Genomic DNA, 12,411 nt, shown 5'->3' with positions numbered 1-12,411 from the left:
AAAAAACTAAAGATTTTTTATAGCTGGGCACTCTTTATATACCTCTTCTTTATTTTCTTTAAAATAATCCCAAAAAGGGAAAGTCCTACACTGACTTGGTCTTGCTTCATAAATTGAACATTTTTTTTCTTCTAAATTAAAAAAGCAACAAGCAAAATTGTTTGAAGCTAATTTTACCTCTTTTATACTGTATTTATAACCTATTTTATTCAAATATTTGTTTTTTAACTCTTCAACTGATAAATCTAATTGTAAAGCCAAATTCTGTATCTCATTTATACTTATCCAAATATATCCACTTTCTCCTATACAGCAGTTTCCTTTACAACTTTCACACCCTTTTGGATCAAAAGCAAAATCAAATCCCTCTTTTTTTATCAAATTACTCAAAATCAGCCTTTATACTATATGTTGAAGATTTTATATATATATTTTCTACTTCTTTTGTAAATTCATTTTCTTCATTGAAAACAATTAAAGGATTAAATATTTTAACTAATGATTTAGAATTTTTTCTTGCATATACTAAAACCAAAGTTGCATCTTTTGAAATTTTTGGATGAACAAACTGTAATGATTCAAGATTAAATTTATATTTTTGTAGCAAAACAATAATCTGAGCTATTTGTTTAGAATCATAACAAAAAAGTAACTTACCATCTTGCTTCAAAATTATTGAACTTTTTTGTATAAAATCCTCTAAAGGTAAAGAATCATTATATCTTGCAATTTTCAAAGATTGATTTTCACTTTTTATCACATCACTATGATAAAAAGGTGGATTTGAAACACAAATATCAAATCTTTTATCAAACTCTATATTTTTAAAAGAACCTTCATACAAAGTAGTTTTTATTTTATTAGTTTGTGCATTTTTAGTTGAGAAAAATTGAAACATTTTTTGAATTTCACACTGATTCAAATTTATTTTTTTAAATTCATTACAAACTAATAAACCCAAAATCCCACTACCACTACCTATATCTAATAAATCACCTTTAATGTTTTTATATATTTTAAAATTTTCACAAATAAAATTAAACAAAAAATGAGTGTCACTATTATAACAATATCCATTTATAGGCTGATACAAAACCAAAAAAAATTCCTTTATTTATTTAGGTGAATTATATCCAACTTTAATAAATTTGAGTTTTAACTCATATTTAATTAACTCTTTCATATATAAATTAAATAAATATTTTAAGCTAATTTATATATAAAATCGCCCATTTATAGAAGATTATTTTTCTTGTAGCAAAAGGTAACAAGAGAAAAATTCAACTATTAAAATCTTAAAATAAATTAATTTTTAGAACTATTATAGGCTATGATTCAAGGATAATATATTGAGTTTATTCAAGTATTGATTTTAAATAATTTAAGGAGAAATTATGTCTAATATGGAAGCTCCTGCTAATACTCCTGTATGGGTAAATGAAGCTAGATGTAAGGCATGTGATAAGTGCGTTTCTGTTTGTCCTGCTGGCGTACTTGCTATGAGACAAGAAATTCATTCTACTTTAGGTTCTATGATTAAAGTAGTACACCCTGAGTCGTGTATTGGTTGTACAGACTGTGAGTTAGCATGTCCTGATTTTGCTATTTATGTTGCAGATAAGAAAGAGTTTAAATTTGCTAAATTATCAGAAGAAGCAAAAGAAAGAAAAGAAAAAGTTATAAAAAATAACTATAGAATATTAGATGAAGATCTATAAGGAGAATTGATGGCAAGAGAACTAATTTCAACAGGTAATGAATTAGCAGCTAAAGCTGCGCTTGACGCTGATGTTGAGTTTTTTGGTGGATACCCTATTACTCCTTCAAGTGAAATAATGCACGTATTATCTTCTGCATTACCAGCTAGAGGAAAAGCATGTATTCAAATGGAAGATGAAATTTCAGGTATTTGTACAGCATTAGGTGCTGCTATGTCTGGAAAAAGAGCAATGACTGCTTCTTCAGGACCTGGTATTTCTTTAAAAGCAGAAAACTTAGGTGTTGGATATATTTCTGAAGTTCCTTTAGTTGTAGTAAATGTTATGAGAGGTGGTCCATCAACAGGTCTTCCAACAAGAGTTGCTCAAGGGGATTTATTACAAGCTAAAAATCCAACTCACGGAGATGTAAAATCAATTACTTTATGTCCTGGAAATTTAAATGAGTGTTACACTGAAGTTGTAAGAGCATTTAATTTAGCTGATAGATTCATGCAACCTGTATTTGTTTTATTAGATGAAACAATTGGTCACATGAGTGGAAAAGCGACAATTCCAGATTTAGAAGAAGTTCAAGCAGGAAAAATTTCAAGAAGAAAATTCACTGGTGATAAAAAAGATTATAAACCTTATGGTGTAGGTGCAGATGAACCAGCTATTTTAAATCCAATGTTTGAAGGTTATAGATATCACTTCACTGGACTTCATCATGGACCTACAGGTCATCCTACTGAAGATGCTGATACATGTGATGCTTTAATGAAAAGACTATTCAAAAAAGTAGATGCACACTTAGATGAATTAGAATTAAATGAAGAGTATATGTTAGATGATGCTGACATTATGATTATTGCTTATGGTTCTGTTTCTTTAGGTGTAACTGAAGCTATCAATAGATTAAGAAAAGAAGGTATCAAAGTAGGTATGTTTAGACCAAAAACTATTTGGCCAAGTCCTGCTAAAAGAATCAATGAATTAATGAAAAAATTTGATAAGGTTTTAGTAACAGAATTAAATATGGGTCAATTTGCAGATGAAGTTCAAAGAGTATCTGGAAGATCTGATTTTGATACTTTATTTAAAGTAAATGGAAGACCTTTATCTCCACTAGAAATTATTGAAAAAGTGAAAGGAATGTAATCATGGCTTTTAATTATGATGAATATTTAAGAACAGACAAAATGCCAACACTATGGTGTTGGGGATGTGGTGATGGAGTTATTTTAAAATCTGTAATTAGAGCCATTGAAAAACTTGGTTGGAATATGGATGATGTATGTGTTGTTTCAGGAATTGGATGTTCTGGAAGATTCTCTTCATATATCAACTGTAATACAGTTCATACAACTCATGGAAGAACTTTAGCATATGCTACTGGAATTAAATTAGCAAATCCAGATAAAAAAGTTATTGTTGTTGGTGGAGATGGTGATGGTCTTGCAATTGGAGGAAATCATACAATTCACGCAAGTAGAAGAAATATTGACTTAAATTATATAATTATCAATAACTTCATTTATGGATTAACAAACTCTCAAACATCTCCTACAACTCCTCAAGGTATGTGGACTGTTACAATGAGTAGAGGAAATATTGATCCTACTTTTGATGCTTGTAAATTAGTTGAAGCAGCTGGTGCTTCATTTGTTGCAAGAGAAACAATGTTAGATCCTAAAAAATTAGAAAGAACTTTAGTTAAAGCTTTTGAACATAAAGGTTTCTCATTTGTTGAAGTATTCTCTAACTGTCACGTAAACTTAGGAAGAAAAAATAAAATGGCTACTGCTATGGCTAACTTAGAGTGGATTGATTCAATCTCAATGGCAAAAGCTAAATTTGAAAAATTAGAGCCTGAAGAGCAAAAAGGAATTTTCCCTACAGGTATCTTAAAACACGATACTGAAGCTGTTGAATATTGTGAAGCTTATGAAAAAGTAAAAGAAGCTCATAAAAATAAAACTATGGTTCAATTATAAGGAGAAACATCATGGCAAAAACGTTAATGAGATTTACAGGTGTTGGTGGACAAGGTGTTCTTCTTGCAGGTGCGATTTTCGCAGCTGCTAAAATAAATAATGGTGGATATGGTTTAAAAACTGCAACATATACTTCTCAAGTAAGAGGTGGGCCAACTGTTGTTGATATTACTTTACAAGATGAAGAAATTTTATATCCTTATGCAAATGATGGAGAAATTGACTTCATGTTATCTGTTGCTGATATTTCATACCATCAATTTAAAAATGGTGTAAAAGAAGGTGGAGTTATTGTTGTTGAACCAAATTTAGTTTCACCAACAGAAGAAGATAGAAAAAAATGGAAAATCTATGAAATTCCTATTATTACTATTGCAAAAGAAGAGGTAGGAAATGTTATTACTCAATCAGTTTTAGCATTAGCTATGGCTAACTACTTTACAGGAGAAACTGTTCCAAATGAAGTATTAAGAAAAACAATGCTTTCAAAAGTACCTGAAAAAGTACATGAAATTAATAATAAAGCATTTGATTTAGGTCTTAAATACGCACAAGAAGCTCAAGCTAATGCTTAGTTAAATAGAGGCTAAAACCTCTATTTATTCTTTAATATGATTTTTATACTCTTCTATTTTCTCTTCTAATCTTTTTGATAAATATATATTCGAATTTTTCAAACATGATAATATAAATTTAGCTTCTTTATAATAAGCTTTAATTTTATCATTATTCCAAGAAGCAGGAGGAGTTGATAAATTTGTAATTCTATCAGCTAATTTTACCATTTGAACTTCATAAGGTTGAGTTAATAATCTTTCTATACTATCTCTCATTTGTTCTTGTTTAGAGTCTAAAGTTTTATTTTTACTTAATGCTTCAACACCATCAGCAACTTCCAAACCAAACTCTAAATAAACCTCATCATAAGTAGTTTTAGTATCTTCTAATACATCATGTAATAAAGCACAAGTTATTGCAAAATTTGCTTTTTCTTCATCAAGTTTAGATTTTTCACATGCATTTATAACTTCCATTGAAACAGAAGCTAAATGAACAATATAAGGCAAACCTTTAGGTGTCTTTTGCTCCTTATGAGCATTAGCTGCAAAGTTTAAAGCTTTTAGATAATTTTCTTGGCAAAACATAATCAATCCTTTTTTTGTTGATTATTTATAATACTATCACTTTTAGAAAAAGAAATTAACTCTTCAACTGTTTTAATCCTATTTTTATCTATATTTTTCAAACAATTATCAAATATAATAGCTGTTGTTAAAGCATCATAATAAGCTCTATGATGATTATCTACTTCAATATTTAAAACCTCTTTTAAAGAACTTAATCCATACTTTTCAGAAACTATAGTTCTTTTTGCTAAATCAATTGTACAAATCTTTCTATTTAATAATTTCCCTAGATTGTATTTTTCAAAAGAGTCTGATATAAAAGTATAATCAAACTTAATATCATGAGCTACAAAAACATCATCTTCTAAAAAAACTTTAAAATCTTTTAAAACTTTTTCTAGCCTTGGAGCATTTTCTAACATCTTTGGAGTAATATTTGTCACTTCTTGAACATAAGGTGGAATATCTTTTGCAAAAATCAATGAATCAAATTTATCTATTATTTCTCCATTTTTATATTTAACGGCACCAAGTTCTATAATTTGATAACCTTTTTTCGCACTTCCACCATTTGTTTCAATATCTACTATACAAAAAGTTTGATCAAAAATAGAGCATTTTGTTGTTTTTAAAAACAGATAATCTTCCTCAAAATCTAAAGGCAATCCATTTGATATAAGAAGTTCAAATTCAAGCTCAGGATTTTCATATATACTATCACTTGCTTTTTTTAAAAGCTCAAAAAATTCACTATATAAAATAGGTTCTTTTAATAATCTTTGCAAAATATTTTGAAATTTGAATTGAGGTTTAGGAGTAATCCTTTTATTTGATTTCATTAGCCTCTTTTACGAAATCTACTATTTTTTGTCTATCTTTTTTACCTTTTATATTCGACTCAACTCCAGAACTTACATCAACTCCATAAAAACCAAAGCCATTTAATTCTTTTAAATTATTTGAAGTTAAACCACCTGCAAGAATAAATTTTGAACAATCTAATGACTCAAACCATTCAAGAGCCAATCTTTTCCCTTCTCCACCAAAACTTTCAACAAAAGCATCAACTAAATAAAACTCATTATTTAGATTTTGTAAATCTTTTTTATTTTGAACTCTTATTACTTTTATATATTTAGTTTTTAATAAATCGAAATTTATTAATTCATAATCATCAATTATTTGAGCAAGTTGTATTTTTGAATCTTTACAAACTTCATTTATAAAGTTTTCATTTTCATTTACAAAAAGTCCAACAGCTTGAACAAATGGAGGAAGTTTTTCTATTATTTCTTTAGCTTTTAAAGGTTCTATATATCTTGGTGAATTTTTATAAAAAACAAACCCTAAAGCATCAGCACCTGCATTTACAGCGTCATATGCATCTTGTAAATTTGTAATACCACAAATTTTAACTCTCATTTTACACCTGTAAACTTTTTATTGCTGTTGAATAATCAGAATTTCCAAATACGTAAGAGCCTGCAACAACAACATCAACACCAGCCTCTTTTAAAATGTGGATATTTTTATCATTTACTCCACCATCTACTTCAATCAAACAATTTGGATTTCTTTTGTTTATTAATTCTTTTAATTTTTTTGCTTTTTCTACAACACTTGGAATAAATTTTTGTCCACCAAAACCTGGATTTACAGACATTAACAAAACCATATCTAAATCTTCTAGCAAATACTCAATCGCTTCAGGTGGAGTATGAGGATTTAAAACAATTGCGGGTTTTATTCCATAATCTCTGATTTTTTGAATAAGCCTATGAGGATGATTTTCACTTTCGATATGAAAAGAGATATAAAGAGGTTTACAAGGAGCAAATAAATCTACAAAAAATGTATTATTTTCAACCATCAAATGAATATCAAGAGGTTTAGTTGCTACTTTTGCAACTGAATTTACAACAACAGGACCTATTGTCATATTTGGAACATAATGTCCATCCATTACATCTACATGAATTAAATCACAACCACCATCACAAATAGCTTTTATTTCTTGTGCTAAATTTCCAAAATCTGCTGATAATATTGAAGGTGCCACTAGCATCTTTTATAACCTTTTTTCTAATTTTGGTCGATTATATCATTAAAAATCTTTTAGAAAGTATAAAAATTTATCTCTTATATTTTTTGCTGTAGAATACAAGTAAAAATAAAATGGTTGGTTATGAAAAAGATATTATCTCTTATTATTTGTAATTTTTGTTTTGCACAAACTCCAAATGATATTTATCAAAAAGCTTTGAAATTAGAAGAAGAAGGAAACTTTAAAGAAGCTATGCTTTTATATAAAAAAATAGCCACTTCTAATATCTCAAAAGAAGATACTTATTTATTTAATTTAGAAAAAAATCATGAAAATGAAAAAGATAGAACTTATACCTCTATGAAAAAAGAGTTTTATCAAAAACAAATAGATAAATTAGATGATAATGAAACAAATGAAAATCTAAAACAATCTATTATAAAAGATTTTAGTCTCTATCCTTACAAAAAAAACTATTTATTACCTGTAAATTACTCTATAAATGAAATTGAAGATAGAAGTAACTTTGAAACAACTTTTCAAATAAGTGTTGAAAAACCTATTTCTTATAATTTTTTTGGTTTAAATGAATCAATAAGTGCTGCTTATACTCAAAAATCATTTTGGCAAACATCAAAAAAATCTTCTCCATTTAGAGAAACAAATTATGAACCTGAAATATTTGTTCAATTTCCATATAAGGAAAATAGCTTATTAAAAACATATAAAATTTCTTTATTACACTCATCAAATGGTAAAGATGATGAAGAATCAAGATCATGGAATAGATTGTATTTAGCAGGTTATTTTCAATTTGCTAATCTTTTTGTTATTCCGAAAATTTGGTATAGGATACCTGAAAAAAAAGCTGATGATGATAATCCTAATATAGAAGACTATTATGGTTATGGAGACTTGACGTTTTTATATGCTTATAAAAAACATACTTTTGAACTATTGTTAAGGAATAATCTTCGTTTAAATAGCCAAAATAAAGGCTCTGCTGAGTTAAACTGGACATTCCCACTACCAGAATTTTTGTCAACAAATAATAGTTATGGAATGTTACAAATTTTTTCAGGTTATGGAAATAGTTTAATTGATTATGATAGAGAAATTCACAAAATAGGATTAGGAATAGCTTTTTCTAGATAAGCTATTTTTTCTCCTTTAAATTTTTAATATAATAATAGATTGCTTCTATCTCTTCTTCAACTAAAAAGTAAGTTGGCATCACATTTGCATAATAAATTAACTTATCACAAACTTGATGCTTTTCAAACTTCAAATTTGGATTCTTTTTTGAATTAACTTTTGTATAAAATAATTCATACTCAATATCTTTAATGTCAGGAGCAACCAAACTACAATTATAGTTTTTTTTATCATGTACATGCTTAAATTCTACTATTTTTCTTCCTCTTGCATCTTCTCCATGACAATTACTACAGCCTATTCCTCTTGGATTATTAAAAAGCATTTTTCCATACTCATATTTTGTAATAAATGAGTTGTTTATATTTAAAAAATCCTCTTGTTGATTTGGTATTTCACTTTCTTGTTTATTTTCAAGAGTTGGTTCTTCGGCAAATAAAAATAGATTAATTAAAAAAATTAAATAAAATATTTTCATCTAAAATCCTAAAGCTTTTTTGTTTTTTAAAAACCAATAAAAACTAAATATTAAACCAGGAGTTTTTGCTTTTGATTCATCAAAAATAAACTCTTCACTTTGATTTATTGGAAGGAAAAACAACTCTATTTGTTCATCATTTATTCCGCCTCCATCGTGGATTTTCATTGATTCATCAATAACTGCAAAATAAAGATGCTGACAACCTCCACTTATTCCAACATTTGTAAAAAAAGAGGTTACTTTTTGAATATTTTTTATGTCAACCTTATATCCGCACTCTTCGTCTATCTCTTCTACGACTATTTCTTCTATTGATTTATTTTTATCTAAAAGTCCTGCACATAACTCATAGGTAAAAGTTTTACTATTATCATTTAAATAAACAGGCATACGAAACTGTTTTACAAGTAAAAAAGAGTCTTTTTCTTTATGATATAAAAGTATTGCTACACTATCATGACTTCGTACTGCTTCCCAACTCTTATTTTTACCATTTTGATTAAATGTTACTTTTATAGGATGTACAAATTTTGTATCTTTTAATTCACTTATTTTTATATCTTCTATTATATTTATCATAAATAATCTTTTTTAATTTTTTCGTATTCTAACAAATAAAATCTTTATTTAATATGGTAGAAAAATTTATACAAAAAGTTGTTCCTTTATCAATTTGTGATTTTAAAGTTAAATCCAAATTATATTCATTACAAACCCTTTTTACAATATCTAAACCTATACCAAAACCACCTTCTATGTTGTTTCCTCTTTTATATCTTTTAAAAATCTCTTTTTGTTCATCAATACTAATTCCTATTCCAAAATCAGTAACTTTTAAAATATTTTCTTTTAAAACAACTTCAATTATAGAATCTTTTTTACTATATTTAATAGCATTAGATAATAAATTATTTACTATTTTTTGTGTTTTTGTTCTATCCATTTTTATAAAACAATCTTCTAACTCAGAATTTATAACTATATTTTTTGTAATTGAAATATCGTTAAAAAACTCTACACTTTCACTTATTAAATCTTTTAAATTAAATTTTTCAAATACATCTTCATTTAACTCATTAAAAGCTGAAAAATGTATATCATTATAAATTTGAGAAATTTGTTTTGAACTACTTAATATATATTTCATCATTTTTTGAGGATTTTTACCATTTTTAAGCATTGAAACAGAAGTCATCAAAACTGAAATTGGTGTGTTTAATTCATGTGCTGAATCTTTTATAAATTTATCCATAGATTCAATTCTTTGTCTAACAGGCTTTAATAAAATTTTTGATAATAAATAACCTATAAATCCAATAAAAATTGCACTTAAAAATAAAATCACTAAAATAAAAATCTGTAATTTATTTTTACTTTGAACTTCTTGACAAGTTTCTAATACTATATATTTTATTGGAATATTATCTTCATTTAGCGTGGTTATAAAATAGTTGTAAAACTCATTTTCATAACTGCTCTTTGAAAAATCTATTGTAAATTTTTCATCTAAATATGAAAAAATTACTTTTTTATTTTTATCAAAAAGAGCATATTTCATATTTATATCTTCTAATTTAGCAGGATTAAACTTTTGATTTTTCATATATTTATTTATAATATCATTTTTTATTTGCATAGAAGTACTATGTAACTGCATAGAACAACTCTCTTCAAGCATTTTTGTTTCATTTTTATAATAAATATATAAAATTACTCCCAAAAGTAAAATAGTTGAAACTATATAAATAGCTAAAAAATTAACAAGTGCTTTTTTTTCATCTTTATTCAAATCTATATCCTATTGCTCTTATTGTTGTAATTTTATCTTTTCCTATTATTTCTCTTAAATTTTTTATATATACTCTAATAGTTGCATCTGTTGGCATTTCATCATAAGTCCAAATATTTTGAAGTAACTCTTCACTAGAAACTACCCTACTTTTATGAGTACAAAAGTATTTTAAAATATCTCTTTCTTTTTGTGCTAAATTTATTATTTCATTATCTTTAAATATTTTACAAGTTGAAGGTTCAAAATATAACTTTTCATCTATTTTTATTTTATTATCTTGTTCTATTAAAAATTGTCTGCAAAGCTTTAGTATTCTTTGGTCTAACTCTTCTAAATCAAAAGGCTTTTTTATATAATCATCAACTCCACTTTCAAAAGATTCTTTTAAATGTTTTGTATCTTGATAAGCTGTTAGTATTATTATAGGGATATTGTTTTTATATTCAGTTCTTACTCTTTTTAAAACTTCAATTCCTGAAATAGTTGGAGTATTTATATCAAGTAAAGCAAAATCAAACTTCTTATCTACTAAATTTTCTAATGCTTCTTGTCCATTTGTGCATAATGTAACTTCAAAACCTTTATCTTCTAAATGTTCATTTAATAAATCACTTAAAGCAATATCATCTTCTAATAACAAAACTCTCATTTACAATCCTAATATATGATATTCATTATATTAAGTTTTTGTTTATTTTATGTGTATAATCAATATTTTATTAATTTTAAAAATCTTAATACTTTTCCTTGAATTATCACATATAAAACAGAAGAAAATAAAGCTATCATTGTTCCATAAACTATCCCTATTTTTTCATAAGAAAAATATACAACTAAAGAATAAATAACAACTGAACTTAAACCATAAGGAGTATTTTTTATAATAGTTCTTGCTTGAAATCTGCTATGTCTAAAATGAATAATCAACATCAAAGGTAGCAAAATTGTTGGAAAAGATGAAAAAATTCCAGCAATATTTGATGGTACATATTTTGGTAAACTTGAAATTATTAAAAATATAGAAATAGTCAAAAGTGACCTAAAAAATATATCACTTATTGATGTTTTAATTTTTTTATCAATTAAAAAATTCTCTTTTTTTGCAAAATATATAGTTGCAATTAACATCAAAATTATCACAATTAATGGTGTTAAAACCACATGAGGTGGAATATTTGCTAATATAAAGGCAATAATCAAATATGAAATAAATGAAATAAGTAAAGATAAAAATATCTCAAATTTTCCTTTATAAAAAGTACTTATATAATAACCAATAGAAAAAGCTAAAGCTGCAAAAAGTCCGTGAATATTATATAAAGCAACCTTTGTTACATAATCTACTCCATTTTCTATTGCAAAAAATAGAAGTGTTATTGCACTTCCAACAGGAAGCCCAGATAAAATTCCTGAAATTCTTGGACTTACTTTTTCAGCTATATAACTTAAACTTAAAACAAGTGAAACAACAGCGATTGATTTTATAAATAAGAGTTCTATAATTCATCCTTTAAAATAAAGAATGAATTATATATTAATTACACATAAATTATGGATTGATTTATTTTTTATTTGAAGTTATCGAATACCAAAGGTGCTTTTAAATCTAAACTTTTTAAATGTTTCATAACTGCTTGTAAATCATCAATATTTTTTCCAGTAACTCTAATTTCATCACCTTGATTTACGGCACTTACTTTCAATTTCAAACTTTTAATTTCAGTTTGAATTCTTTTTGCTTCATCTTTTTCTATACTATCAATAATTTTATATGAATATTTTCTATTTCCACCACTTGAATCCTCTTTTTTTAACTCTTCTAATGAATTTATAGAAATTCCTCTTTTATTCATTTTTGAAATTAAAATATCTCTCATTGCATCTATTTTATTATCACTTGAAGAGATTAAAGTTAAAGTTTTTGCCCCAATATTTAAATCCAATTCTTTAGAAATACCTTTAAAATCATATCTTGTATCTATCTCTTTTTGAGCTTGAATTACTGCATTTTTCATCTCTTGCATATCTAGTTTTGCTGAAATATCAAATTGATGTTCTTTTGCTGCCATAATTATCCTTTTTTTAATTTATATTTTTATATTAATCATTATTGTTTTG

Annotated in this window: 17 protein-coding genes; 5 read left to right on the top strand and 12 right to left on the bottom strand. The window is 26.1% G+C overall.

The annotated features are described in order from the left end of the window. Positions 1 to 6 precede the first annotated feature (6 nt). Both AAQM_RS04445 and AAQM_RS04440 read right to left on the bottom strand, forming a co-directional pair. The gene (locus AAQM_RS04445) at positions 7 to 390 is read right to left on the bottom strand and encodes a YkgJ family cysteine cluster protein (protein WP_129095593.1); all 384 of its coding nucleotides are present in this window, start codon (positions 388 to 390) and stop codon (positions 7 to 9) included. Next, entirely contained in the window at positions 383 to 1,045 is a 663-nt protein-coding gene (locus tag AAQM_RS04440; RefSeq protein ID WP_228722703.1) for a tRNA1(Val) (adenine(37)-N6)-methyltransferase, read from the bottom strand. Before AAQM_RS04440 ends, AAQM_RS04445 begins: the two co-directional genes overlap by 8 nt. 349 nt (positions 1,046 to 1,394) lie before the next feature. On the opposite strand from AAQM_RS04440, the gene AAQM_RS04435 reads away from it, so the two are divergent. From AAQM_RS04435 to AAQM_RS04420, 4 genes are read left to right on the top strand one after another with little or no spacing between them, the layout of a single operon-like run. After that, positions 1,395 to 1,718: a 4Fe-4S dicluster domain-containing protein gene (locus AAQM_RS04435; RefSeq protein WP_129095595.1), complete on the top strand. Its 324-nt coding sequence runs from the start codon at positions 1,395 to 1,397 to the stop codon at positions 1,716 to 1,718. 9 nt (positions 1,719 to 1,727) lie between these two features. Next, entirely contained in the window at positions 1,728 to 2,858 is a 1,131-nt protein-coding gene (locus tag AAQM_RS04430; protein ID WP_129095596.1) for a 2-oxoglutarate synthase subunit alpha, read from the top strand. 2 nt (positions 2,859 to 2,860) lie between these two features. Beyond that, on the top strand, positions 2,861 to 3,694 hold the full coding sequence (locus AAQM_RS04425) for a 2-oxoglutarate ferredoxin oxidoreductase subunit beta (RefSeq protein WP_128987511.1): 834 nt from the start codon (positions 2,861 to 2,863) through the stop codon (positions 3,692 to 3,694). Positions 3,695 to 3,705: 11 nt separating this feature from the next. Continuing rightward, positions 3,706 to 4,269 (top strand): 2-oxoglutarate:acceptor oxidoreductase subunit OorC, encoded by a 564-nt coding sequence (locus tag AAQM_RS04420; protein WP_129095597.1) that lies wholly within the window; start codon positions 3,706 to 3,708, stop codon positions 4,267 to 4,269. A gap of 24 nt (positions 4,270 to 4,293) precedes the next feature. On the opposite strand, the gene AAQM_RS04415 is transcribed toward AAQM_RS04420, so the two are convergent. The 4 genes from AAQM_RS04415 to rpe are packed head-to-tail and all read right to left on the bottom strand — an operon-like array spanning position 4,294 to position 6,886. Next, positions 4,294 to 4,839, bottom strand: coding sequence for an HD domain-containing protein (locus AAQM_RS04415; protein ID WP_129095598.1), 546 nt, complete (start codon positions 4,837 to 4,839; stop codon positions 4,294 to 4,296). 2 nt (positions 4,840 to 4,841) lie between these two features. Further along, positions 4,842 to 5,660, bottom strand: coding sequence for a 3'-5' exonuclease (locus AAQM_RS04410; RefSeq protein WP_129095599.1), 819 nt, complete (start codon positions 5,658 to 5,660; stop codon positions 4,842 to 4,844). Beyond that, positions 5,647 to 6,243: a phosphoribosylanthranilate isomerase gene (locus tag AAQM_RS04405; protein WP_129095600.1), complete on the bottom strand. Its 597-nt coding sequence runs from the start codon at positions 6,241 to 6,243 to the stop codon at positions 5,647 to 5,649. Before AAQM_RS04405 ends, AAQM_RS04410 begins: the two co-directional genes overlap by 14 nt. Position 6,244: 1 nt before the next feature. Next, positions 6,245 to 6,886 (bottom strand): ribulose-phosphate 3-epimerase, encoded by a 642-nt coding sequence (gene rpe / locus AAQM_RS04400; RefSeq protein WP_129095601.1) that lies wholly within the window; start codon positions 6,884 to 6,886, stop codon positions 6,245 to 6,247. A gap of 120 nt (positions 6,887 to 7,006) precedes the next feature. Here rpe and AAQM_RS04395 point away from each other — a divergent pair, with 120 nt between their 5' ends. Then, positions 7,007 to 8,020 (top strand): phospholipase A, encoded by a 1,014-nt coding sequence (locus AAQM_RS04395; protein WP_129095602.1) that lies wholly within the window; start codon positions 7,007 to 7,009, stop codon positions 8,018 to 8,020. A gap of 1 nt (position 8,021) precedes the next feature. Here AAQM_RS04395 and AAQM_RS04390 read toward each other — a convergent pair whose 3' ends face one another. From AAQM_RS04390 to AAQM_RS04365, 6 genes are all read right to left on the bottom strand, one after another. Then, positions 8,022 to 8,498: a c-type cytochrome gene (locus tag AAQM_RS04390; protein ID WP_129095603.1), complete on the bottom strand. Its 477-nt coding sequence runs from the start codon at positions 8,496 to 8,498 to the stop codon at positions 8,022 to 8,024. Further along, the gene (locus tag AAQM_RS04385; protein ID WP_129095604.1) at positions 8,499 to 9,080 is read right to left on the bottom strand and encodes an NUDIX domain-containing protein; all 582 of its coding nucleotides are present in this window, start codon (positions 9,078 to 9,080) and stop codon (positions 8,499 to 8,501) included. Positions 9,081 to 9,108: 28 nt separating this feature from the next. Next, positions 9,109 to 10,290 carry a sensor histidine kinase gene (locus tag AAQM_RS04380; RefSeq protein ID WP_129095605.1) on the bottom strand — a complete coding sequence of 394 codons (1,182 nt, stop codon included), beginning with the start codon at positions 10,288 to 10,290 and terminating at the stop codon, positions 9,109 to 9,111. Beyond that, entirely contained in the window at positions 10,283 to 10,942 is a 660-nt protein-coding gene (locus tag AAQM_RS04375; protein WP_129095606.1) for a response regulator transcription factor, read from the bottom strand. The genes AAQM_RS04380 and AAQM_RS04375 overlap by 8 nt, the downstream gene beginning before the upstream one ends. Before the next feature lie 59 nt (positions 10,943 to 11,001). Further along, positions 11,002 to 11,493 (bottom strand): hypothetical protein, encoded by a 492-nt coding sequence (locus AAQM_RS04370; protein WP_228722702.1) that lies wholly within the window; start codon positions 11,491 to 11,493, stop codon positions 11,002 to 11,004. Between the two features lie 368 nt (positions 11,494 to 11,861). Beyond that, positions 11,862 to 12,362 carry a YajQ family cyclic di-GMP-binding protein gene (locus AAQM_RS04365; RefSeq protein WP_129095608.1) on the bottom strand — a complete coding sequence of 167 codons (501 nt, stop codon included), beginning with the start codon at positions 12,360 to 12,362 and terminating at the stop codon, positions 11,862 to 11,864. Positions 12,363 to 12,411: the final 49 nt, after the last annotated feature.

The organism is Arcobacter aquimarinus, from assembly GCF_013177635.1.
GTDB classification, from domain to species: Bacteria; Campylobacterota; Campylobacteria; order Campylobacterales; family Arcobacteraceae; genus Aliarcobacter; species Aliarcobacter aquimarinus.
This window is presented reverse-complemented; position numbering and strand designations above follow the sequence as displayed.